The sequence below is a fragment of the Acidobacteriota bacterium genome (assembly GCA_016712445.1).
Taxonomy (GTDB): Bacteria; Pseudomonadota; Alphaproteobacteria; order Caulobacterales; family Hyphomonadaceae; genus Hyphomonas.
Genome location: JADJRB010000002.1, coordinates 505,849 through 529,227 on the forward strand (window position 1 = coordinate 505,849; position 23,379 = coordinate 529,227).

The 23,379-nt window shown below is 65.2% G+C and carries 16 protein-coding genes and 1 tRNA gene; 10 read left to right on the forward strand and 7 right to left on the reverse strand.

Annotated elements, in window-relative coordinates; all coding sequences use genetic code 11:
- Nucleotides 1–49 precede the first annotated feature (49 nt).
- The gene (locus IPK75_15380; protein MBK8199731.1) at nucleotides 50–1,375 is read left to right on the forward strand and encodes an SDR family oxidoreductase; all 1,326 of its coding nucleotides are present in this window, start codon (nucleotides 50–52) and stop codon (nucleotides 1,373–1,375) included.
- Nucleotides 1,372–7,449, forward strand: a complete 6,078-nt coding sequence (locus IPK75_15385; protein MBK8199732.1) for a beta-ketoacyl synthase — start codon at nucleotides 1,372–1,374, stop codon at nucleotides 7,447–7,449. Before IPK75_15380 ends, IPK75_15385 begins: the two co-directional genes overlap by 4 nt.
- Here the strand turns inward: IPK75_15385 and IPK75_15390 are convergent.
- Nucleotides 7,446–8,195, reverse strand: a complete 750-nt coding sequence (locus IPK75_15390) for a 4'-phosphopantetheinyl transferase superfamily protein (GenBank protein ID MBK8199733.1) — start codon at nucleotides 8,193–8,195, stop codon at nucleotides 7,446–7,448. The genes IPK75_15385 and IPK75_15390 overlap by 4 nt on opposite strands.
- A 321-nt stretch (nucleotides 8,196–8,516) precedes the next feature.
- On the opposite strand from IPK75_15390, the gene IPK75_15395 reads away from it, so the two are divergent.
- From IPK75_15395 to IPK75_15405, 3 genes are all read left to right on the forward strand, one after another.
- The gene (locus IPK75_15395; GenBank protein ID MBK8199734.1) at nucleotides 8,517–9,695 is read left to right on the forward strand and encodes an OmpA family protein; all 1,179 of its coding nucleotides are present in this window, start codon (nucleotides 8,517–8,519) and stop codon (nucleotides 9,693–9,695) included.
- A 52-nt stretch (nucleotides 9,696–9,747) separates the two neighbouring features.
- On the forward strand, nucleotides 9,748–11,400 hold the full coding sequence (locus tag IPK75_15400; protein ID MBK8199735.1) for a hypothetical protein: 1,653 nt from the start codon (nucleotides 9,748–9,750) through the stop codon (nucleotides 11,398–11,400).
- Between the two features lie 77 nt (nucleotides 11,401–11,477).
- Nucleotides 11,478–12,677, forward strand: coding sequence for a CoA transferase (locus tag IPK75_15405; protein MBK8199736.1), 1,200 nt, complete (start codon nucleotides 11,478–11,480; stop codon nucleotides 12,675–12,677).
- A gap of 343 nt (nucleotides 12,678–13,020) precedes the next feature.
- On the opposite strand, the gene IPK75_15410 is transcribed toward IPK75_15405, so the two are convergent.
- A complete protein-coding gene (locus IPK75_15410) occupies nucleotides 13,021–13,818 on the reverse strand; it encodes a crotonase/enoyl-CoA hydratase family protein (protein ID MBK8199737.1) in 798 nt (265 codons plus the stop codon).
- A gap of 14 nt (nucleotides 13,819–13,832) precedes the next feature.
- A complete protein-coding gene (locus IPK75_15415; protein MBK8199738.1) occupies nucleotides 13,833–14,684 on the reverse strand; it encodes a TIGR03084 family protein in 852 nt (283 codons plus the stop codon).
- A 173-nt stretch (nucleotides 14,685–14,857) separates the two neighbouring features.
- On the opposite strand from IPK75_15415, the gene gspN reads away from it, so the two are divergent.
- Nucleotides 14,858–15,625, forward strand: coding sequence for a type II secretion system protein N (gene gspN, locus IPK75_15420; protein MBK8199739.1), 768 nt, complete (start codon nucleotides 14,858–14,860; stop codon nucleotides 15,623–15,625).
- Here the strand turns inward: gspN and IPK75_15425 are convergent.
- Nucleotides 15,622–15,978, reverse strand: a complete 357-nt coding sequence (locus IPK75_15425) for a helix-turn-helix transcriptional regulator (protein MBK8199740.1) — start codon at nucleotides 15,976–15,978, stop codon at nucleotides 15,622–15,624. The two genes, gspN and IPK75_15425, sit on opposite strands and share 4 nt — an antisense overlap.
- A 162-nt stretch (nucleotides 15,979–16,140) precedes the next feature.
- Between IPK75_15425 and IPK75_15430 the strand changes: the two genes are divergently transcribed.
- Nucleotides 16,141–17,781, forward strand: coding sequence for an MFS transporter (locus IPK75_15430; GenBank protein MBK8199741.1), 1,641 nt, complete (start codon nucleotides 16,141–16,143; stop codon nucleotides 17,779–17,781).
- Nucleotides 17,782–17,796: 15 nt separating this feature from the next.
- Here the strand turns inward: IPK75_15430 and IPK75_15435 are convergent.
- A tRNA-Thr gene (locus IPK75_15435) sits at nucleotides 17,797–17,872 on the reverse strand.
- A gap of 129 nt (nucleotides 17,873–18,001) precedes the next feature.
- On the opposite strand from IPK75_15435, the gene IPK75_15440 reads away from it, so the two are divergent.
- The 3 genes from IPK75_15440 (at nucleotide 18,002) to IPK75_15450 (ending at nucleotide 21,702) form a co-directional block, all read left to right on the forward strand.
- Entirely contained in the window at nucleotides 18,002–19,177 is a 1,176-nt protein-coding gene (locus tag IPK75_15440) for a DUF418 domain-containing protein (protein ID MBK8199742.1), read from the forward strand.
- A 116-nt stretch (nucleotides 19,178–19,293) separates the two neighbouring features.
- The gene (locus IPK75_15445) at nucleotides 19,294–19,740 is read left to right on the forward strand and encodes a hypothetical protein (GenBank protein MBK8199743.1); all 447 of its coding nucleotides are present in this window, start codon (nucleotides 19,294–19,296) and stop codon (nucleotides 19,738–19,740) included.
- A gap of 228 nt (nucleotides 19,741–19,968) precedes the next feature.
- Complete coding sequence (locus IPK75_15450; protein MBK8199744.1) at nucleotides 19,969–21,702, forward strand: methionine--tRNA ligase; 1,734 nt, start codon at nucleotides 19,969–19,971, stop codon at nucleotides 21,700–21,702.
- Between the two features lie 3 nt (nucleotides 21,703–21,705).
- Here the strand turns inward: IPK75_15450 and IPK75_15455 are convergent, their stop codons facing one another.
- The gene (locus tag IPK75_15455) at nucleotides 21,706–22,365 is read right to left on the reverse strand and encodes a DUF938 domain-containing protein (GenBank protein ID MBK8199745.1); all 660 of its coding nucleotides are present in this window, start codon (nucleotides 22,363–22,365) and stop codon (nucleotides 21,706–21,708) included.
- Nucleotides 22,358–23,377: an aldo/keto reductase gene (locus tag IPK75_15460; protein ID MBK8199746.1), complete on the reverse strand. Its 1,020-nt coding sequence runs from the start codon at nucleotides 23,375–23,377 to the stop codon at nucleotides 22,358–22,360. Before IPK75_15460 ends, IPK75_15455 begins: the two co-directional genes overlap by 8 nt.
- Nucleotides 23,378–23,379 lie beyond the last annotated feature (2 nt).

Sequence of the window (23,379 nt, forward strand, 5' to 3'; positions counted from 1 at the left end):
CGGTCCAGACGTAGCGCCTTATCGGTGCGACGTGCGTCCGGTCATGTGGGTGAGCAACGCAAGGCGCGCCTTCACGCTGGTCGCTGGCGCGAGGATCGAGGTAACCGCCGCCGCATCGCTCGCCGAGCCGCTTGCGGCCGCCTTGCGAAGCCACGGTTACAACGCCTCGGTCGCTGCTGTCCCCTGTGGCAAAGCGGACGCGGTAATCATCACGGAAGGACTCACGGCAGGAGAGGCGGCGGCCCGTCACTGGGCAGCGCTGCAAGGTGCCAAGGCCGCCCGGCGCGACGGCGGGGTGACGGTGTTGCTGCAAGCTGCGTCGCCGCCTTCAGGCCTTGAGGGCCTGAGCCGCACGCTGCGCAAGGAATGGCCGGAATCCACGTGTGTCGCCTGGACCCTGTCGGGCACAGAACCGGCGGCGATCGTTCACGCGCTCGCCAGCGGCTATGGTGATGGACTCCTGACGGAGCACCAATCCCTGCAACACGCCGAACCCGGCGCTCCCGTTTTCCCGGCGCCTGCACTGCAGGCTCATCATCCGTCCGTCTGGCTCGTGACCGGCGGCGCGCGCGGCGTGACCGCGTCCTGCGCCATCGAGCTCGCCCGGCAAGCAGGTGGCACAATCCTGCTCGCAGGCCGTTCGGCCGAAACGCCGTGGCCCGCCGGATTGCCCGAAGCAAACGACCTCAAGTCGCTTCGCGGACTGCTGGTCGCCCGCAGCCGCATGACCGGGGAGCGCGTCACCCCGGCAGAGATTGACCGGACCGCACGCAACCTTCTCGCAGGCGCCGAGATCCGCGCGACGCTCGCGGCGATCAGGGAGGCGGGCGCTATCGCTGAATATGTGCCGCTGGATGCCGGTGATGCCGTGGCCGTTGCGCACACGATTTCTGATGTGCAGGCACGTCATGGCCGCATTGGTGGCTGGGTACACGGCGCGGGTGTGCTGGCCGACAAGCTGGCGATGGACAAGACTGAAGCGGAGCTTCGCCGCGTCTTCGCCCCGAAAGTGGGCGGCCTTGAAAACATCCTTGGCGCGCTGGATCCGGTACAGCTCTCGCATGTCGGCCTGTTCTCGTCCGCCGCCGCCTTTTTCGGCAACCGGGGCCAGTCGGACTACGCCATGGCAAATGCCCTCCTCGCCAGCGCTGGCCGGAACCTTGCCCGCGCGACTCCCGGCGCGCAGGTGAAAGTGTTCCACTGGGGCCCCTGGGCGGGCGGCATGGTCGACGACACGCTCGCCAGCCACTTCGAAGCGCAGGGCATCCCGCTCATCCCGGTCGATGAAGGTGCGCGCATCTTCGCGACAGAACTGCTCGGCGGCGACCGCGACCAGGTCGAGCTTATCGTCGGCGAAGCGTGGGCCACCGCATGAGCCGGTTCGAACCCATCGCCATCGTATCAGAAGCGTGCCTCCTGCCTGGCGCAACGAGTCCGGCGCAGCTCTGGGACATCGTTGCAGCGCGCAAGGTCGTCACCCGAAAGGTGACCTCAGCGGAACTCGACTTGGGCGATGCGCCGTCCCGGTTCGCTTCCGGACGGGTCGACGCACCCGCGATGCAGCACGCCGGTCTGGAGCAGCTGGGCGGCATAAATGCGGCCTCGCTGGATCCGGTCCACCGCTGGACCTTGCAGGTGGCATGGGAGGCCTGGCGCAATGCGCCGGGCGCCGATGAAATATCCGCGGAGAAGCGCGGCGTCTTCCTTGCCAACCTCTGCTATCCGAGCCGCGCCAAGGTCGACTATGCGGAAGATGTCTGGCGCAACGGCGCAACCCAGCGCCCGATCAGCGACACGTTGAATTCCGGCCTGCCAGCGCGCCTGATCGCGCGTATGGTTGGCGCAGAAGGGCCCGCCTTGGCGCTGGACGCTGCCTGCGCCTCTTCGCTTTACGCCCTGGAAATTGCCTGCCGAAAACTGGCCGCTGGCCAGATTGACGTCGCCCTGGTCGGCGCAGTCAACGCGGCCGACAATCTCATCCTCCACATCGGTTTCGACGCACTGAAGGCGCTCAGCCCTACCGGCCGCTCGAGGCCTTTCATTCAGGGTGCGGATGGACTTGTGCCTTCGGAAGGCGCTGCAGCCGTGGTCCTGAAGCGCCTGCGCGACGTCTCGCACTCCTATACCGTGCGCGGCGTCATTCGAGGCATCGGCCTGTCGAACGATGGGCGCCGCAAGGGCTTCCTCGCCCCGGACGCCGAAGGACAGGCCGAAGCAATGCGCCGCGCCTATGCGATGGCACAACTCGATCCCGCCACCATTGGCTTCCTCGAATGCCACGCAACCGGCACGCCTGTGGGCGACAGTGTCGAAATCCAGTCGGCCTCGTCAGTGTTCGGCGCGCCGCGCCAACTCCCCATCGGCTCGCTGAAAGCCAACACCGGGCACCTGATCACCGTCGCAGGCCTCGCCAGCCTCCTGAAGCTGACCGCTGCGCTTGAGCACCAGACCCTGCCCCCGATGCCGCTGGATGGCGCCTTGATCAAGCCGGTCTCGGACACGGGCTTCGAACCGCTTTCCGCGGCGCGCGAATGGAAGCGCGCCGGCGATGCGCCGCGACGTGCTGCGATCAGCAATTTCGGTTTTGGCGGCAACAATTCCCACCTCATCCTTGAGGCGCACGAAGCCGTTGGTGGCTACGTCAACGGGTATTCCGCGCTCCCAGCGCAGACGCCGGACCCGATCGCCATCGTCGGCGTGGGCCTTATGGCTGGACCGGACCGGGGCGAGCGCAGTGTTGTCCGCCGTCTGATCAATGCGCCGGCAACACCGTCGCTGCTTGCCTCAACAGTCGGGGCTGATCCGGTCAGGGCCCGCATTCCGCCATCGGACCTGCTGCGCGCTGAAGCAGAGCACCTCGCGATCCTCGATGTTGCCCAACTCGCGCTGGATGGCGTTTCCCGCGCACCGGCAGAGCGCTGCGGTATATTTGCCGGCATACGGTGCACTGACCAGTCTGCTCGCTGGCCTATCCGTGAGCGTCTTCGTGCTCAAATGGCCGCCGAAGGCCACAATGATCTGGATGCCGCTCTGGACGCGGTTGCACTGCCGCTCGTGGCAGCCGATGTGCTCGGCGCAATGGCCAACATGGCCGCCAACCGCGTCACATCGAGCGAAGATTTTCGCGCCCAGGGTTTCGCTATCGCGGGCGAAGAGAGCTCTGGTCTGGCGGCGCTGGACGTTGCCTTCGCGGCGTTGTCCGACAACACACTCGATCTCGCAATCGTTGCCGCCGCCGGCTTTGCAGGCGGCGCATTGACGGCCACCACAGCGTCTGACCAGGCCGCCGCGCTGACGCTGAAGCGTAAATCGGACGCCGAAGCGGCCGGCGACCGTATACTCGCCGTTCTGGATCGGCCGGACTGGCGCAGGTCCAACGGCGAACGCACGCCATCGTTCATACACTCTGTGTACGGCCGGTCCAAACCGGCGTCTGCCCTGTTCGAACTGGGCGCTGCCGTCTCGCTCGCAGCGCGCGGACACAAACTCACGGCGGAAGGCGCTGCCGTTTCGCTGGGCGATACTACGTCGTCCGTCACCGTCGCGTCGGGCGGCACCGAGACCGCGCAGGCCGTTTCCGTGACGGCCCACCCCTATCCTTCTCCCGTGTCGCCAGACATGCTCCGCCCGCCGCCGCATCTCTGGTATGCGTCAGCCGCTTCGCGCGCCGCGCTTGCCCGCAAGTTGAGGTCGGGAAAACTGGGCGGAACGGGAAAGTTCCGCGTGGCCCTGATCGCGCGGGATGAGGCTGATCTCGCCCTGAAACTTTCAATGGCAGCCGACGCCGCCGAAGCGGGCGGCCTCAGCGGCGAAGGCATTCACTTTGGCAGTGGCGCTCCGGAGGGCGAACTGGCGTTTGCTTTCACCGGATCTGCAGCGTCCTATCCCCGCATGGGGCGTGGGCTCCTGATGGCGTTCCCGGAGGTCGCAAGTGCGCTGGGCAAATTGCCAAAAGCGAGCGCCATGACCCCTTTGCTCGCCAAGGCGTCGTTGTCCGAGTACGAACAACTCTGCGCGGTATCGCTTGTAACCCAGGCGCACGCGATCCTGCTCCGCGATGTGCTGGAGCTTCAGCCAGAAGCCGCAATCGGCCTCTCGCTGGGCGAAAGCAATGCCCTCTTTGCGTTCGGCTTCTGGAAAGACATGGGCGGCTTGCTCGACGAGATCGAGGCAGCCGCGATGTATGAGCGCCACCTCGGCGGCGCTTTCGAGACGGCCGGCGAGGCCTGGGGCCCGAACGTGCCGTCGGATTGGACTAACTGGCGTGTCCGCGCGCCGGTCGACAAGGTGCGCGCCGCGCTCGCCAGCACTCCGAATGTCGAAATCACGATCATCTACACCGACGACGACCTGATGATCGGCGGCCCCGCCGACGCCTGCCGCGCGCTTTGCCAGCGGCTCGGCGCCGGCGCCGGCACGCTGATGCACCAGCATTTGGTTGTCCACGCCAACGCCATGAAGCCGTTCGAAGACAAGTGGCGAGCGCTGCACACCCGGCCCGTGTCCCGCGTCACCGGTGTGCGCCTCTATGCCAATGCCATCAACGCATCCTACGTGCCGACGAAGGCAAGGGTCGCCGAAATGCTGACGCGGCAGGCCGTCGCAACGGTGGATTTCCCCGCGACCATCCGGCAAGCGTGGGAAGACGGCGTACGAACGTTCGTGGAGCTCGGCCCCCGCGACACGCTCACGCAAAGCATTCGGCAAGTGCTGGCCGGAAAGCCGCATCTCGCTGTCGCGACCGACCGGGTCGAAGCTTCCGAGCTGGCGCAGGTCGCCGAGCTGGCAGCCACGCTTTACGCCCTCGGCTACCCCGTGCGCATCGAGCGCATCGCAAACAGGCTTGACCAAGCGCGCGCCAATCCCTGGCAGAATGCGCCCCCGCACAAGGTGTCCCGCCCCGCGCATCCACCGGCGCCGGTGTTGCCCCGCAAAGCGGTCGAAGCGGGCGGCTTGCCCCCTGCCCCGCGCTTGCCGCCTGCGGTCTATCCGCCGGTCGCGAAATGCGACCCGCCAGAACCCCACCAGCCCTTCCCACCCCCGCCCGGCGCGGCGGACGAAAAACTTCCTCCACCGTCCGCCGTATTGTCCGGCCTGACGCCGCTGCTTCCGCGGCGCCCGACAGGCAAGTCCTGGTCGCGACCGCAGGTCGAAGCCTCCGCTCGGGGCAAGATGTCGGCGTTCTTCGGCGAGCTTTTTGTGAAACAGGACGGCTATGAGCGGCAGGTCCGGCTACCCGCCCCGCCCCTGTTGCTGGTCGACCGGATCACGGGCATCGAAGCGCCCGCAGGTGTCGAAGGCGCCGGTGTCATCTGGACCGAAACAGACATCGCCGCAGACGGCTGGTACGCCCACGAAAGCCGCGTCCGGCCCGGTCCGCTGATCGAGTGCGGTCAAGCCGACCTGACGCTGATCGGCTGGATGGGCGCCGATTTCAAGAACCAGAGTGACCGCGTTTACCGCCTCCTAGGTTGCGAGATCACTTTCCATGCTGGCGGCCTGCCCCGAACCGGCGAGACGCTGCAATTCCAGATCGAGATTACCCAGCATGCGACGTTTGCCGGGACACGGATGTTCTTCTTCCAATATGACTGCACGGCGAACGGTCGGCCCGCCTTTTCGGTGAGGCAGGGCCAGGCCGGCTTCTTCACAGACGGCGAACTGGCGTCCGGCAAGGGCGTCGCCTGGGACGCGGCAACCTCCCCGCCCCCGACGAAGGATGCGGCCCCGGTCGACACCGGCCGCGCGAGCGCCCGGCGTGCCTTCAGCGCAGCCGAGGTCGCCGCATTTCGCCGCGGCGACGCTTTCGCTTGCTTCGGACCGGGCTTCGAACTCTGCGCCGCGCACTCCTTCCCGCCGCACCTGCCGGCTGGCAAGCTTGAATTCTTCGACTCCATTTCGGCCTTCGAACCTCAGGGCGGCCCCTGGCAGCGCGGCTACCTGCGCGCCGAGGCACACGTGCCGAAGGACGCCTGGTTCTATCAGGGCCACTTCCATAACGACCCTTGCATGCCCGGCACGCTGATGGCGGAAGCCGCCGTGCAGGCGCTTGAATTCTACGCCGCCGCCCTTGGCCTGACCCAGGAGCGTGACGGCTACGTGTTCGAACCGGTGCCGGGCGAAACCGCGAAGTTTGTCTGCCGTGGCCAGGTCATTCCGGACACGGACCATGACGTCACTTACGAGGTTTTCATTGACGAAGTGATCCGGGGTGAAACTCCGCAAATCTTTGCCGCATTGCTGGCGCGCTCGGATGGCCGAAAGGTGTTTTATTGTCCTAGGTTCGGCATTCAGTTGCGACGCAACTGGCCCGCGCCGCGCATCGCTTCGGCACCTCTCCGCGTCGGCCCCCTGGGCGAAAGCCGCGGCGATCAGGAAGCCCTGCTCGATTGCGCCAATGGCCCGCCATCTGCGGCTTTCGGCGAGATGTATGACCGGTTCGATACGGGCGGGCGTGTGCCCCGCCTGCCGCAGCCGCCCTACCATGTCATGTCGCGTGTGACTGAAGTGTCGACGCGCCCCGGCATCCAGCAGGCTGGCGCCGGGATCGCAGCGGAGTATGACGTACCGCCCGATGCCTGGTATTTTGCTGACAACCGGTCCGGCTACATGCCGTTTGCGGTGCTCAATGAAATCATTCTCCAGCCGTGCGGATGGCTTGCCAGTCATTGCGGCTTCGCGCTGGAAGGCGGCGACCGCTTCCGCAACCTTGAAGGCGACGGCAAGATCCATCGCATGATCGGGCCGGAGGATGGTACGATCTGTGTCCGGACGACCCTGACCAGCTTCTCGAAGGTCGGCCCGATGACCTTGGTGGCCTTCAACGTTTCAGCCCGCCTGAAGACGGGCGAGCCGGTCATGGACCTCGAAACGAAGTTCGGCTTCTTCCCCGCCGCCGCGCTCGTGCGCCAGGCCGGCCTGCCGGCGCTGGAGAAAGACCGCGCCTATCTCGCCCTGCCCGGTTCGGCTGCAGACATCTCGCCGGACGACACGCGCCTCGCCGCCGGGCAGATGCGCATGCTCGACCGGGCGGACTATTTCGATCCGGCAGGCGGTAGCGCCGGGCTTGGCTTGATCCGTGGACGGCAGGCCGTCGATCCCCATGCCTGGTACTTCAAGGCGCACTTCTTCAACGATCCCGTACAACCGGGCTCGCTCGGTCTGGATGCGCTCGAACAATTGCTGATGCGCGCGGTGATGCTGAAAGTGCCCGCCGCCCGGCTGGCAGGATTGGTGGCTGAGACGCCGGCCATTGGTGAACGCGTGAAGTGGTCGTACCGGGGTCAGGTCATGCCGGAAAAGCGCGAAGTGACGACCGTCATCGAACTGCTCAGTCTCGAAGTCGGTGCCGACCGCGTGCTGGCGACCGCGCGCGGCTCGCTCTGGTGCGATGGCCTGCGCATCTACGAAGCGAACCCCTTGTCGATCGCCTTCGGCAAACCGTCCTAGTCGCAGCGCCGCACGAGGCTGACGACGAAGTCGGCGTGGTTCGCCGTCCAGTAAGAATACGTCCGGTCAAACGCCCGCATGGTACCTGTCCCCGGTGCGAACAGTATCTCGGCCGGCGTCAGGACCCGGTGGGCATCCGCCGCAAAGCCTTGCTGCGTGGATTTCAAGGCAGCTTCCTTCAGCGTCCACATCCGGAAGAATGCCGGCAGCGGATCGCCGAGCGCCGAAAGCGCCGCTTCAATTTGTTCCCGCTCAGCGTCGGCGCAGGTCATGGACAGCATTGCCCGCCAGTCCAGCTTCCGCACTCGCTCGATATCGACGCCGATGGCTGCAGGCGCCGGTTCCAGTGCCACCACCGTGATGGAATCCTTGTTCGAGAGCGATACGCACCAGCCTGCGGGCGCATCGAGAACCGGCGCTCCATCTTCAAGTGCCGAGAACCTGATTTCCTCGCGCGGCCTGCCGGTCATTTCGCCCACAAGCTGGCGCCGTACGGTCAACGAACCTCGCAAGTTCTCGCGCCGCACGTCGGATTTCAGCCGCTCGACCCTTTGCGACTCGGCGGCGGTCAGCTCCGCCGCATCCCCGCCTGCCCAGCACGCAAGTCTGCAAGCCGGATAGCCGGTCCAGCCTGCGGAGGCGAAGGGGTCAATCGAGGAAGCTTGCACCGATTCAGTGTGGTCTGTTCCGTGCCATCGCTGCAAGTGCTGGTTCGGCATCAAATGCTTGCACATCACCCCGCTCATCAATACTCGCCTCACGGGAGAGTATTGCTTGGCATTACACGCGATCAACCTTCCGAGGGATCATTTGTTCTGCGCTGCTCTCGCGATCTGGAGGTCACGCGACGGTCTGGTCGCAACCCGCGATTCGACGCAGAAATCGCCCGGATTCGCGCTTGGGGAGAGCTTTGCCCGAGCCCAAAGGCCACACAGGCGGGCAATCTCGCATGTTCGGGTGTTGGCGGTCCGCGAAGTATTGCTGAGCCTGTTCTATTATGGCTTTACTTCACGGGGGATGGGGTCGCTTTGCGCGGCGGCGCGCCATCGCCCCGAAGGATTAGTCGCATGAGCCTCGACCCCGGCACGGCCACGCGAACGGTCACGCAGCGCGTGCGCCGTTATCGCCGCGCCACGGGCGATGGCCTGCCCTTCATCCCGTATGGCTTGCTGCCTCTGGCCGGTCTCGTGTTGCTTACCTTCATTGCATGGACCAGCTTCGCGCAGCACAGCATCGAGCGCGTGGTGCGCGAGACCGCTGAGCTCGCCATCACCGATACAGGTGCCGACTGGGCGCGCGTTCATGTCTCCGGACAATGGGTCACCGTGCTCGGAACCCCCGAGACACCGGAAGCCGGTGAGCGCCTCATCAATGCCATCCGCACGGCGCGCGCGCCTACCTGGCTGGGCCTCGCCCGGCCGGTGACGCGCGTGCGCGGCGACTTCGGCGGCACCAGTTTCGGACCGAATTTCGCGAGCAGCGCGGTGCCCGCCCTTTCAGGCGATAAACAGCAGCCCGAATTCCTGTTCCGGCTCTCCGGCGCGCGGATGACGCTCGACGGCCGCGTGCCGGACATCGCCACGCGGGACGCCATCGTCGCCGCTGCAAATGCCAGCCGGCCTGTGCGCATCCAGGAAGTGAAGAGCAATCTTGAGACGCTGGGCACGCCGGCGCCAGAAGGCTTTCGTGAAGCTGCGCTGCGGGGCGTCGAAGCCCTGAAATTCTGCGACACGGGCACGGCCAGCTTTACGGCGCTGCATTTTGACCTTCGCTGCGAGTTGCCTGAAAGCGAAGCCGAGCAGGTCCGCACGCTCGCGTCAGCGCCGCTGGCATATGGGTCCGTTGGCGAAATCCAGATCCTGCCGACAGAGGTTGTGGAGAGCTGCGAACAGGAACTGACCCGCCTGCTCGAAGCGTCGCGTATAGAGTTCGCGCCGGGCAGCGACACGATCGCCAGCTCCAAGGCGGCATTGCTTGACCTGACCGCGCGCGCCGCCGCGGACTGTCCCGGCACGCTGCGGGTTGAGGGGCACACGGACAATACAGGCAGCGCCGCAATCAACGAGAACCTGAGCCTGCGCCGGGCAGAAGCCGTTCGGGCCGCCCTGATCCAGCGCGGCGTAGCGCCGGCCCGCCTGATCGCTGCCGGCTATGGCCCTGCCCGCCCGATTGGAGACAACGCCACCGAAGAAGGCCGCGCCCTCAATCGCCGCATCGAAATCCGCATCGTGAGGCCCGACGAATGATCTGCGCCAAACGCCGCCCTGCCCTCACACCTTACACTGCCGGAGCCTGACCATGTGGTTTCTCCTCTTCAAGCTGTTCTTCTGGCTCGTGCTCGCGGCCCTGCTGGGCGCAGCCGTCGCCTGGTGGTGGATGCGGCGCCAGTTCGTGGATGTCACGGAGGCGCATTCCGAGCTGACGAAGCAGGTCGATGCGTTTCTTGCACAGGGAAAGGCCATAACGCGCGATGATGTCGAGCGCGCGGTCTCGTCGGCGCTCGCCGTATACCGCCCGCCCCAACCGGACTTCGTGCCGCTCAACCAGAAGCTTGCAGACTTGCAGCATTCCGTCTCCACACCCGGCAAGGAGGTGGTCGAACTGCACGCGCGCCTCGGCGGCGTCGAGCAATCGGTTTCCGCCATCTCGGCTGCGCTTGCCTCGATGCGTACAGTGCACCTCGAAGCCATCGACCAGCACTTGCGCGGTGTCTCTGCGCGGATCGACAACCTGCGCATGCCGGACATCGACGGCGTCAATTCGCGCATCGCAGCCCTTGCCACCCACGTCACCGAATCGAAGGCGCCGGATCACTACGCCGGCATAGAGCCGCGTCTGGCCCAGCTGGAAAAGCGTATCGCTGACATCCGCTTTCCGGAAACGGATCTCGGCCCGGTGCACAGCGGCCTCGCCGCGCTCCAGCTGGCGGTCGAGAACCTCGAGATCCCCGAGCCGAACTTGTCTCCGTTGCAGCTGGATCTGCTCGAAGTGCAGCAAGGCATTGCCGACCTCTCGGCCGCCACGAAGTCTCGCGAGCCTGATCTTGAGGTCGTTCTGCAACGTGTCTCGGCACTCGAGACGGCGGTTCGCGACGTGCAGATTCCGGAGCCGGACCTTGATCCGATTCTCGCACGGATTGCCGGACTCGAAAGTCGCCTGGCAGCGGTGCCAACGTCGGACTCGCTGTTCGGCACGCTCGCCGGCATTGAAAGCGATCTTGACGTGATCTCCCGCCGTCCGGTCGACCTCGAGCCGGTCTACAGCCAGCTCGGCGCACTCGATGCCTCGCTCGCTTCGATCCGCACAGAACTGCGCGGCCAGGGCCGTATGGAATCGCTCGACCGGCGCCTCGCCGCGCTTCAAGACGCCGTACTGAACCTTCCGCAGCCGGATTATACGCGGATCGACCTGGCCCTGCGTTCGATCGAGTCGACCTTCGATCTCGGCGCGCTGGAAGATCGCCTCACCGCGATCGAATACGGCCTGTCTGCTGTTCACCACATGCTGCGCGCGCGCAGTGACACGCCGCGCGCGGAGACCGAAGTGCGCGTGCGCACCGAAACACCGCAGCCTGTGTTCGAGCCCCGCCCTGTACCGCGCCCGATCCGCCCTGCCCCGCCGCCGCCAGAGCCGCGCCCGGTCCGCCGCCTCGAAGCGATACAGTCCGCGCGGCGCGAGGGCGACGAGGCGAACCTTCTCACCCACGCCGCCTTCGGCCGCGGCGACGACCTTGAAGAGATCGTTGGCGTTGGCCCCATGCTGGCCGAATTGCTGCACGAAGTCGGCGTCTACTATTTCTGGCAGATGGCGGAGTGGACCGACGAGGAAGTCGACTATGTCGACGGCAAGTTGCTGCACTTCAAAGGCCGCATCCTTCGCGACAACTGGGTGCGCCAGGCACGCGAGCTTGCAGCCTTGCCCACCTCCGCCCGCCGGCCCGAAGCCGACTGAAGCTGCCGCCGCGATAAGTCTTGGCAAGGCGGCCCTCGCAGGCCACACCCTTGCGGACAGTCAGGGAGGAAGCAGACATGCTCGAAGGCATCAAGGTCGTCGAATACGCGACGTACATGGCGGCGCCCGGCGCTGGCTGCATCCTGCGCGACTGGGGCGCGGACGTGACCAAGATCGAACCGCCGGGCGGTGATCCCATCCGGCTGTTCTTCCGCACCATCGGCACAGACATCCAGGACAACCCGGTCTTCGATTTCGACAATCGCGGCAAGCGCTCGGTCGTCATCAACACAGCAAAGCCGGAAGGCCAGGCACTGATCCGCGAGATGGTGAAGGACGCCGACGTGTTCCTCACCAACGTGCGTCCCGGCGGCCTCACACGCTCCGGCCTCGACTATGAATCCCTGAAAGCGCTGAACCCCAAGCTCGTCTACTGCTCGCTGACTGGCTACGGCCTTGAGGGTGAAGACGCGGACCGGCCCGGCTTTGATATCGCAAGCTTCTGGAGCCGCACCGGCGTCGCAAGCCTGACCATTCCGAAAGGCGGAGAACCTTTCCCGCTGCGTACAGCGTTCGGAGACCACACGACGTCCATTGCCGCCGCCGCAGGCATCTGCGCGGCGCTCGTCGAAGCCGGGCGGACCGGCAAAGGCCGGCTCGTGGAATCGTCGCTGTTCAGAACCGGCCTCTACACAATGGGCTCGGATCTCGCGATCCAGCTCTTCTTCGGCCGGGTTGCCTCGACCAAGGGGCGCGGCGAGCAGAACGTGCCGATTTCCAATTTCTTCCAGACGAAGGACGACAAGTGGTTCTGTATCGTCGCACGTCAGGGCGAAACGGACTGGGCGCCGCTCTGCCGCGTGATCGGCCGCGAAGACCTTGCCGCCGATCCTCGCTTCAACAATGCCAAAGGCCGGCGCGCCAACAATGCTGAAGTCGTGTCGATCCTGGATGCCGGGTTCGGTGCTTACAACATGGCGGACCTTGCAGCCCGCCTCGATGCGGAATCGATCGCCTGGGCACCTGTCCAGACCCTCGCAGATGTTGCGAAAGACCCGCAAGCCTTCGCGGCGGGCGCAATCGTGCAGACACCGAGCGCCAAGGGTGACGGCTCTACCTACGCCTCGCCCGCCTCGCCCGTGCGTTTTCCGGGCGCGGATGATGGCCCGAAAGGTCCCTCTCCCACGCCAGGCCAGCATACGGCGGAAGTGCTGGCATCGCTCGGGCGCAGCGAGGCGGACATCAAGGCGTTGTTCGAGGCCGGCATCGTCGCCTGAAGCCGCGAGCAGGTTGCACAAGCGCGGCCCTATCCACCGGTCAGCGCCCGGCGCCACCGCGATTTTCGTGACTTTATTCCGGCTGGCTCTGCGGCGGGGTTAGAGTGCTCGCTGAAGCCCGGGTTCAAAGGAGGTGATCCAGACCGCCCGGGCGGGTCCAGCAGGTGCTCCGCGAGAGTTGCCTGCTCAGCAAGCGGATGGGTCGGGTTCCCAGTGCACGGGGCGCCAGACATTCCATTCCACCGATACGCAAGTCCTCAGCCTGTGGGCCCGAAGCCCATCCGCAGGACCGAAACGCCAGCAAAACCGGAAGGGCCCGCCCTCTCCGGCTTTTCGCGCACGCTTATTTGCCTTTGAAAACCGGCGCCCGTTTCTCGAGGATCGCATTGACGCCTTCGGCGTGGTCTTCGGTTTCGTGCATGAGGGCCTGCGCCGCCGCCGACATTTCCATGATCGTATCATACGACGCGTTCGTGCCGTGGCGCATCAGCGTCTTGGCGAGACGCAGCGCCTGTGGCGGCTGCTGGGCAATCTTGGTTGCGAGCGCCAGGGCGGTATCCAACAGCTCGGCTGCCGGCACGACCTTGCTGACGAGGCCCCACTCTGCCGCCGTCTTGGCGTCGATCACGTCACCGGTGAACAGGAGTTCCGCCGCACGCGAAGAACCGATCAGCCGGGGCAAAAGCCAGGCGCCACCATCGCCGGGGATGAGGCCGAGCTTCAAAAAGGTGACACCCATCTTTGCCGTGTCGGCCGCAATGCGGATATCCGCCATGCAGGCCACGTCGCAGCCGAGGCCGATCGCCGGTCCGTTGATCGCGGAGATCAGCGGCACTTCCAGATTATACAGGGCCCGCACGATCATGTGGATGTTGCGGCGATACCCTTCGCGGATGTCAGCCGGGCTGCCGCCGAAAGCGCCGTTGCGCTCTTTCATGGCTTTCACGTCACCGCCTGCAGAAAACGCGCGGCCGGCGCCGGTCAGCACCGCGCAGCGAATTGAAGGATCGGCGGCCACTTCGGCGCAAACCGCAGTGACGGCGGGGCCATCGCCTTCCTGTCCGAGCGCATTCATCATGTCCGGACGATTCAGCGTCATCAGGGCAACGGGCCCGCGTTTCTCGAGCAGCAGGATGGACATGGCCTTGTCTCCGTTCAGGGGTCTGTTGTGTCTCGTAGCGCCCGGGGCTGGCTTGTCCAGCCGGAACAGGCCTGCGCAGCGGTGCGGGTATAACGTGTTCCCGGCGCGGGCGGCGGATTCGGAGCGCCGGCGAAACACTGCGCCTTGCTCATCCAGTCCTGTGCCACGGCCCCGGTCACGACGAGCCCGGTGTCGGCCACGTTGCGGGTTTGTGTAACAACCTGGCAGAACTCTTCCGCCAGCCCCTCGATGCGCTCGGCCTCACTCGCCTCGCCGTGCCGCCACACAGCGCCCGAGGGCGCCGTCAGCACAAGATGTGGCATCGGTCCGGGCGGCGTTTCGCGCCGCGTAGCATAGGTCCAGCCAAACGTGTTGACGCCGAGCGTGACGATATTGCCGATGCGGTCTTCATTACGCCGCACCACGCCGGCATGGTCGTATATCTCCTGTCCGTGCGCCCAGGTTTCCATCAGGCGCGCCGTGATCGACGACCGCGCGCTCATGTCCGGGCCCGCCCATTTCAGCCTGGCCTTCGGGTCAGCGGTCGCAAACAGGTCCGCGGCCTCTTCGGCAAATGCCGCCCATTGGTCCACCAGCTGTTCGGGCGACAGGTCGCCGAACTGTTCGGCTTCATAGGCACGCATCGTGATTCCGCGCGCCTGCATCGTCTTCAGGTGATCCACGAGCTTGTCCGGCGCACTCAGCTGGAAGTGAGCCATCCGGTTCCAGAAATGCAGGTGGCGGATGACGTCCACTGCGGTCCAGCCCTTGAACTGGGTGGGCTCCGTGAATGCACTGGCGGGCAGCGTGCTTACCAGCTTGTGCAGCGCCCGTGTTTCCTGCCGGAAATCTTCTGCCTGTTGCATCTGCGGCCTCCTGTTCGGGCCCAAACTCCCAGCCCGCCGCGACGTGTGCAAGCCCTCCCGCAGCGACAGGCAGCCGGCCACGTCCTGCTGTTTGGATTTGACCACACGCCCGCGTTTGATGTCTTGTTTCGGCATGTTGGCGCTTGGCCGCGCTGATATTGGAAGGTCTTGCCATGATCCGTTTCCTGCTCGGAATTGTCCTGCTGATCGGTGTGCTCGCCGTCGGTGTGTTCTTTGTGCCGATTGCGACGGCGCTCAAATATTCGGGCGCAGCCGGCAATGGCGTCGAGTGGACTGAAGCCAAGGGCTCGATCATGAGCGGGCGACTGGAGGGCCTGAAGATCAAGGGCACGGAATACGGCGATGTCGACCTGAAGCTCGATCTGCCGGCCGTGTTCAGCGGCGCCCCGCGCTACGCGGTGGACTGGGCCGGCAAGGCCGGAAAAGGCACCGGCAACGTATCTGTGGCATCCGGCACGGTGATCACGCTGGAAGACTACGCCATCGACCTCGACCTGCTCGCTTTCGAAACGGCGGCGCGCTGGATCCAGCAATCCGGCGGGCGCGTGAAGCTCGACGGGTCGGAGATCCGCTTCCAGGGCAACGAGTGCCTCGAAGCACAAGGCGTGGCAACCAGCGATGTTCTGGACCGCAACCGCGACATCCTCGGTGCCGGCTGGAGCGAGCTGCGCGGTGATCTTGCCTGCGACGACGGCAAGTTGCTGATCCCGCTGCAATCGGAAAACGCCGCCGGCACGCGCTTCATCGTGAAATTGCGCGTGGCGCCTGGAACGCCGGGCAAGTTCGAGGCCCGCGTGAACGGCTTCATTCCGCGCACACTCAACTTTGCGCTGCCGCTGGCCGGGTTCGCGCGGGACGGCGAGGAATTCGTTTTTGTGCCGAAGCGCAAGGCTGCGGTCGCGGCGGCGCCTTCGCCCTAGGACCGGTCGAGCAGCAGGTCCACCTGCACATCCAGCGCTTCGGCGAGGCGTTTGGCGGTCTTCAGGCCGAACGACATGCCGCGCTCGATTGCAGAGATGTGATTGGCCCGAATCCCGCTGCGCTCACCCAGCTCGCGCTGCGTCATCAAGCGGAACTGGCGAACCGCGCGCACGGCGTTCTCGCCTTCGCCGATACGCTTCAGCAGCACTGGCGGCAGCGGCGCAAGGGACGCGCCAGCGGGTGCCTTCCCGCCCGACAACAGGGTTTCAAGCTGCTTTTCCAGCGCTTCAACCTGCTTCTCGAGGTCCATCACCCGGATCTCGAGCGAGTAGATGAGTTTTGGATCGCCCACGAACCTGCCCCCGGCAACACCTCTCCAGCTTTAGAGGCGTTGTGAAACGGTTCAGTGTCGGAGACGTCACAGTTTTGTGTCTTGTTCCCGTATCTTCCGCCCGGGCGCCTTGCCCTCGGCAAGGATCAGCGCCACCAAGGGGCAACAGACCTGCCGGAGCGCATGGACACCACGACCGCCCCCCGCCCGTTCTCGATCCCGCTGTTCCGGCGGATCTGGACGGCAAACGTCGCATCCCAGTTCGGCGGCCAGATGCAGGCGGTTGGTGCGGCCTGGCTGATGGTGCAACTAGGCGCCAGCCAGACGCAGATCGCACTCGTTTCAGCGTCGGTCACGTTGCCCATCCTCTTGCTGGCCCTGGTCGCCGGTGCAGCGGCCGACAACTACTCTCGCCGGCGCGTCATGCTCATGGCGCAGTTCGCGATGTTTGCGCTGTCGGCGGTCCTCTGTGTGCTCGCCTGGACCGGTTCGCTGACGCCCTGGCTCCTGCTCAGCTTCACCTTCCTGATCGGCTGCGGCATGGCGATGAACGCGCCGTCCTGGCAGGCGACGGTAGGCGACATCGTCCCACGCGGCACGATTGCGCATGCGGTGGCGATGAACTCCATGGGCTTCAATATAGCGCGCTCTGCCGGCCCGGCGGTCGGGGGTGCAGTGGTCGCCGCGTTCGGCGCCGCGGCCGCCTTCACGCTGAACGCCATCAGCTATCTCGGGCTGATGGCGGTGTTGTTCCGCTGGCGGCCCGCCGAACCGGAGAAGCCGAAACTGCGCGAGAGCCTGAGCAGCGCCATGCTGGCCGGAATCCAGTACGTCGCGCTTTCGCCGCCGATCCGGCGCACGATGTTGCGGGGTGCGTTGTTTGGAATTGGCGGCGGCTCTGTGACGTCCCTGATGCCCCTTGTTGCGCGCGATCTCGTGCAAGGCGGCGCCGCAACGTTCGGCCTGCTACTCGGCGCGTTTGGCGCCGGCGCGGTGATCGGCGCCCTGTCCAGCGCCCGCCTGCGCGCACGGTTCACGAGCGACCTGCTGGTCCGGATGTCGATCAGCGTGATGATCCTCGGCGCGGTGACCGTCGCACTGAGCAAATGGCTGGCGCTGACCCTGCTGGGCCTCGTCTTCTGCGGCGGCGGGTGGCTGATCAGTGTGGCGACGATGACGGTCGTGGTGCAGATGTCGGCGCCGCGCTGGGTCGTCGGCCGTGCGATCTCGCTATACCAGATGGCGATATTCGGCGCGATGGCGCTCAGTAGCTGGACCAGCGGCGTGCTGTCGGAGAATTTCGGCGTCTCCAACGCGATGCTGACCATGATGGCCGTGCAGACGGCCGGCCTTGCGATCGGCTTCTTCTTCAGGCTGCCTGAAGTCGATCACCTGAACCTCGATCCGCTGGATCGCTGGCAGATTCCCTCCGTGAAAGTCGATGTTGAGCCGCGAAGCGGTCCGATCCGGGTGGCGATCCGCTACCGGATTTCGGAAAGCGACATTCCGGCCTTCATCGCCGCGATGAACGAGCGGCGGCGCGTGCGCCGGCGCGACGGTGCGAAGGCGTGGAGCCTTTCCAGGGACCTTGCGGACTTGGAGACCTGGATCGAGCAATACCAGTTCGCGCGCTGGGCTGACTACGTGCGCCACAACGAGCGGCGAACCCATGCGGACGATGACAATCACGCCGCGATCAAGTCCCTTCACAAGGGAAGCTGGCCGCCGGAAATCCACCGCCTTCTCGAACGGCAGGTGAGCAGCTATCCGGTGAACGCGGGACCGCCCGTCGACACGACCATTGATCCGACCCGGGACGCCTGAGGAAACCTGAAAGCGTGGTGCCGGCAACAGGACTCGAACCCGTGACCCCCTGATTACAAATCAGGTGCTCTACCAGCTGAGCTATGCCGGCACGCGCACGCCGATAGCGGAAACACCCATCCGGCGCAAGCTTGCTAGCCCCGCTGCAGCTCGGCGCGCGCTTGCCAATCGGCAGCCTGTCACGCATGTTTTTCGGCAAGCGGCCAATCGGGAATGCCCCATGACGCAGCTGACACAGCTACCGCCGCGCGCGGTGATGCCGGACCTGCTGAGGGCGTTTGCGCTGTTCGGCATAGCGGTGGTCAATGTGGTAGGCTTCGCCCAACCCTTCACAGCGGGGTTTCACGGCGGCGGTCTCGCCACGCCGGCCGACAAGATCGCGTACGGCGCGATGACCAGCCTGTTCCTGATGAAGTCCTATCCGTTGTTCTCCATGATGTTCGGGGCCGGTCTGGGCTATCAGATGGCGGCGTCCGTTCGCGCGGGTGCCCGGTTTGCGCCGCGCTATTTTCGCCGCATGACTGCACTGATGGTGCTGGGACTCCTGCATTTCGTGTTTTTCTGGATCGGCGACATCCTGTTCACGTATGGCCTCCTCGGCTGCCTGCTTTATGCGCTTCGCGGCGCATCTGTGCGCTTGCTCGTCAGGACCGGGATAGCGCTGATCGCGCTCAATACCGCGCTCCTGATAGGACTGGCCGGCATGATGTGGCTCGCCGAAAGATATGCCCCCGAAGACCTGGCCGGTTACGCCCGGATGGAAGCGTCGGCCATCGCCGCCTTCGCAGACGGCAGCTTTGTTGATGCGGTGCTCTATCGGCTTTCCCTCGCCCCGACGCTGGTACCGAGTGTCGTGGCTCAGCAAGGATTGTCTGTATTCGGATTTTCCTGCTTTGGCCTCGCGATGGTGAAGAGCGGGGTGATCGACCAGCCGGAGGCGGCTGTCTGGCGCCTCTCGCGGCGAGTGCTGTTGCCGGTCGGGTTGGCGGGCAGCGGAATCGGCTCCGCAATCCTGATACAGGCAGCGTCATCGGTCGACAGCGCCTTCATACTGGGGAGCGCCGTCATTCTCGGATTCGCGGGCTTTGCGGCGATGGGGTATGCGGGCCTCATCGCGCTGGTCTGTCGCGGCGGCGGTGGACCGGTGCGCAATTTCATCGCGCTGGCGGGCTCGGCGTCTCTGACCGCCTACCTTCTGCAGTCGGTATTGTTCTCGCTTTTGTTTGCAGACTACGGCGCTGATCTTTTCGGCAAGCTGGGCGCCGCAAGCGCGATCGCCCTCGCCGCAGGTGTTGCGGGGCTTTCACTCCTGATCACGGGCATCTGGCGACATTTCGCCCCGCGCGGGCCCATGGAGGTATTTTTGCGCCGAGTGACGTATTGGGGGCGGGCTTAAAGCCCCGTCACCAAAGGCGATTCAGCCGATTCTGCCTTCTCCCCGATCGCCGAAACCGGAACCGATCCACCGGGCATCCGTTTAGCTGACATTCTACGCGATTTCAGGAGACGGACATGAAAAACGCCTTTCGCAAACTCGCCGCTGCCAGCCTCGCCGGGGCCGCCTTCGTTGCGCCAGTTGCGTTTGCCGAACCGGCCGCGGACGCGTGCCGAGACATGAATATCGCCATCTACTTTCCTGCCTATGACACGGATTTGACCTCGCAATCAGAGTCCGTGGTCGAGGAAGCGGGCGAACAGCTCAAGAACTGCGTCGTCACGGGCGTTTCCGTGAACGTGTTGTCTGAAGAGGCAACCACCGACGAGGACGCCGCGCTGTTGTCCGAAGCGCGGGCGGAAAACGTGATGCAGGCGATTCTCGCCAACGGTATCGACGCCTCGACCTACAAGGCGGACTTCAGCCGCATGGAAGCCGCCGCTCCGGCCGCCAAGCCGATGGTTAAGCCGATGGCGCGACGTGTGAACGTCGCTTTCAAGGTCCAGTCGCCCGTCGGCGTCTGACGCTTCACAAGCTTCCAGGAGCCGGCGCCTTTCACCGGGCGTGTGGCGCCTCCTGCCCCGGGCGGTGCCCCCCCGCCGTCCGGGGCTCTTCAGGTCTCGGACCTGCCGGCCCGATGGCCCATGAGCCCTGACTGTTTCTTTTCCCCCGCAGCACGCTAAAAGGGCCTCGGCTTGCAGGCGGAGAGCTTGCGGTCAGTCAAAAGCCCTGACGGAAAAGAAGTTTTGCCCATGACGCGTACCCGGCGCATCCTCATCACCTCGGCCCTGCCCTACATCAATGGGGTGAAGCATCTCGGCAACCTCGCCGGCTCGATGCTTCCGGCGGACGTGTATGCCCGCGTCATGCGCCTTCTGGGGCATCAGGTGACGTATATCTGCGCTACCGACGAGCATGGCACGCCGGCTGAGCTCGCCGCCCAGGCCGCCGGCCAGTCGGTGCAGCAATACTGCGACGAACAATATGAGATCCAGCGCAAGGCGGGCGAAGGCTTTGCCTTGTCGTATGACTGGTTTGGACGCACATCCCGTCCGGCCAACCATGCACTCACCCAGCACTTCGCGCAGGCGCTGGAGCGCAATGGCCTCATCGAAGTGCAGACGTCCAGACAAGTCTATGCGGTGGATGATGGCCGGTTCCTGCCCGACCGCTATGTGGAAGGCACCTGCCCACATTGCGGCTTCGAAAAGGCGCGCGGCGACCAGTGCGACAATTGCGGCCGCCTGCTCGATCCCGTCGACCTGATCAATCCGTACTCGGCGGTGACCGGCAGCCGAAACATCGAAGTACGTGATACCGACCACCTTTATCTGAAACAGACCGGCATGCAGGATACGATCCGCGCCTGGGTGAACGAGAAAGGCAAAGCCTGGCCATCGCTGGCAGTGTCGATCGCCAACAAGTGGCTGGATGAGGGCCTCATTGCCCGTTCGATCACGCGCGATCTCAGCTGGGGCGTGAAGGTAACGTCCGCTGACGGATCACCGCGCCCGGGCTTCGAAAACAAGGTGTTCTATGTCTGGTTCGATGCGCCGATCGGCTATATCTCGGCGACGCAGGAATGGGCCGAAGCAACTGGCGGCAACTGGGAACAACTTTGGAAGCGTGATCAGGGCGCCGACGAGACCGAATACGTCCAGTTCATGGGCAAGGACAATGTCGCCTTCCACACCGTGAGCTTCCCGGTCACGCTGCTCGGTTCGGGCGAGCCGTGGAAAACGGTCGACAAGCTGAAGGCGTTCAACTGGGTCACCTGGTATGGAGGCAAGTTCTCGACCAGCAACAAGCGCGGCGTGTTCATGGACCAGGCGCTGGACCTTCTGCCTGCGGACTATTGGCGGTGGTATCTGATCGCCAATGCGCCGGAGGGTTCTGATGCTGCGTTTACCTGGGAAGGCTTCCAGGCGGCGGTCAACTCCGACCTGGCGAACGTGCTCGGCAATTTCGTCAACCGCATCACCAAGTATTGCGCATCGAAATTCGACGGCAAGGTGCCCGGCACCGGCGCACCCGGCGAAGCAGAAGCCTGGATGGCTGCGGAACTCGCAGAGCGCCTGCCCCGCCTTGTCGAATTCTATGAAGCGATGGAATTCCGCAAGGCAGCTGCGGAAACGCGCGCGCTCTGGGCTGCCGGCAATGAATACCTCACCAAGGCCGAGCCCTGGGTGAAGTACAAGCAGGATGTGGACGCGGCCGCGGTCGGCGTACGCGCCGGCCTTAACCTTGCGGCTCTGTTCGGCATCATCGCCCAGCCGATCATCCCTGACACCGCGAAGAAGATCCTCGACGCGCTCGGTATTCCCGAAGCGAACCGCAAGATGCCGGGCGGCACGGCGGGACAGGACTATGCAGGGCTTCTCGATGCGATCCCGCACGGCGCGCCGATCATGCCGCCGGACGTGCTGTTCCAGAAGATCGAGGACGCAACTGTTGCCGAATGGACCGAGCGCTTCGGCGGCGGCTGAGCGTCAGGCGCGTTTGCGAAAACTGACGGTCAGATTGTTGGCCGGCATCTCGATGACGCTATGCAGCGCGAGACCCGCAGCGGCTGTCAGAGGGACAATATCCCGGTCAAGGTCGCGCACGCCCCAATCCGGATTGCGTGACTTGAGGCTCTCGTCGAACGCGGCATTGGATGGCGCGATGACGCCGTCTCGGGCGAAGGGTCCGTAGAGGATCAATTGCCCACCAGGCCCCAGCAGCCGCCCTGCCCCGCGGATGAGTCCTGTCGCGGCGCTCCAGGGCGCAATGTGCACCATGTTGGCGGAGAATATGGCGTCCCAGCCGTCCCCGGTTTCAGCCGAATTCCAATCGTCCGAGGACGCATCAATGGTCAGCGGTCCGTGCAAACGGTCCGTTGAATCGAGCGCCTTCCACGCAGCCTGGCTGACGAGGCTTTCGGGATCGATGTCGGAATAGCTCCAGTCGACGCCCTGAAGTGAGGTCGTCAGAAACGCGCCATGCTCGCCCGTTCCAGAGGCGATTTCGAGGATGCGGGCGGGTCTGGATATCAGCTGTGAGATGGCATCGCGGATCGGTTCGCGGTTTCGCGCGGCGGAGGGCGAGTAGCGGCGGCCATCGCCGTCCTCTCCGCGCGCCTCCAGCGCGACGGGCGGCTTGTCAGCCATGGAGCGCCTTCTCGAAGTCGTACATCTCGGTTGTCACGCTGGCCTGACCGACCGGGCTATAGCGCGGGCCGGCGGCGTGCTCTGGTGCGAAGTGCGCATCGAGGCGCGCGACTTGCGCGCCGGAGAGGACTACAGTCGCCGCTGCGTGATTGTCCTCGAGGTGAGCGCGCTTGGTCGTACCGGGGATCGGGATCACGTGGTCACCCTTTGCCAGTGTCCAGGCGAGCGCAAGTTGCGCGACCGTGCAGCCGGCTTCGCGGGCAACGGCGCGGGCTTCGTCCAGCAGCGCGAGGTTCTTCGGATAGAATTCCGGCGAGAAGCGCGGGAACATCGAGCGGCGCATGTCGCTGGCATGGAAGGCTGCGGGATCAGCGGGTGGATCGGCCAGGAAGCCGCGCCCGACGGGTGAGAATGCGACGAGCGCAGCGCCCAGTTCTTCGCAAGCTTTCAGGACCGCTATCTCCGGATTGCGGACCCAGAGTGAATATTCCGACTGCAACGCCGCGACCGGGTGCACGCTGTGCGCACGGCGCAGCTGGTCCTCGCCCATCTCGGAGAGGCCGATGAAGCGGATCTTCCCGGCCGCCACCAGGTCTGCCAGCGCACCGGCAGAGTCTTCTACCGGCACCTTCGGATCCGGGCGATGAAGGTAATAGAGATCGATGACATCCGTACGCAGACGTTTCAGGCTGGCTTCGCAGGCCGCCTTGATCGCCTCCGGACGCCCGTCGAGCACGCGTTGCCCGTCGCGGAAGCCGAGCACGCATTTGCTGGCAAGGAAATACTCCTTGCGGCGATGGCCGAGCGCTTCGCCAATCAGTTCCTCGCTGCGGCCGAGGCCGTAGATCGTCGCCGTGTCGAGAAAATCGCATCCGAGATCCAGCGCGCGCACCAGCAGCGCCTTCGCCTCCGCCTCGTCCAGCGGCGGCCCGTAGGCGTGCGTGATGTTCATGCATCCAAGGCCGACCGGATGCACGTCCCGGTCGCCAATGCGGCGCTTTGCAATCGTCATGA

Bases quoted from the DNA above. Each gene is read 5' to 3' on its own strand.
- IPK75_15385 (MBK8199732.1), top strand. From the start codon at position 1,372: ATGAGCCGGTTCGAACCCATCGCCATCGTATCAGAAGCGTGCCTCCTG.
- IPK75_15390 (MBK8199733.1), bottom strand. From the start codon at position 8,195: ATGAGCGGGGTGATGTGCAAGCATTTGATGCCGAACCAGCACTTGCAG.
- IPK75_15395 (MBK8199734.1), top strand. From the start codon at position 8,517: ATGAGCCTCGACCCCGGCACGGCCACGCGAACGGTCACGCAGCGCGTG.
- IPK75_15400 (MBK8199735.1), top strand. From the start codon at position 9,748: ATGTGGTTTCTCCTCTTCAAGCTGTTCTTCTGGCTCGTGCTCGCGGCC.
- IPK75_15405 (MBK8199736.1), top strand. From the start codon at position 11,478: ATGCTCGAAGGCATCAAGGTCGTCGAATACGCGACGTACATGGCGGCG.
- IPK75_15410 (MBK8199737.1), bottom strand. From the start codon at position 13,818: ATGTCCATCCTGCTGCTCGAGAAACGCGGGCCCGTTGCCCTGATGACG.
- IPK75_15415 (MBK8199738.1), bottom strand. From the start codon at position 14,684: ATGCAACAGGCAGAAGATTTCCGGCAGGAAACACGGGCGCTGCACAAG.
- gspN (MBK8199739.1), top strand. From the start codon at position 14,858: ATGATCCGTTTCCTGCTCGGAATTGTCCTGCTGATCGGTGTGCTCGCC.
- IPK75_15430 (MBK8199741.1), top strand. From the start codon at position 16,141: ATGGACACCACGACCGCCCCCCGCCCGTTCTCGATCCCGCTGTTCCGG.
- IPK75_15440 (MBK8199742.1), top strand. From the start codon at position 18,002: ATGACGCAGCTGACACAGCTACCGCCGCGCGCGGTGATGCCGGACCTG.
- IPK75_15445 (MBK8199743.1), top strand. From the start codon at position 19,294: ATGAAAAACGCCTTTCGCAAACTCGCCGCTGCCAGCCTCGCCGGGGCC.
- IPK75_15450 (MBK8199744.1), top strand. From the start codon at position 19,969: ATGACGCGTACCCGGCGCATCCTCATCACCTCGGCCCTGCCCTACATC.
- IPK75_15455 (MBK8199745.1), bottom strand. From the start codon at position 22,365: ATGGCTGACAAGCCGCCCGTCGCGCTGGAGGCGCGCGGAGAGGACGGC.
- IPK75_15460 (MBK8199746.1), bottom strand. From the start codon at position 23,377: ATGACGATTGCAAAGCGCCGCATTGGCGACCGGGACGTGCATCCGGTC.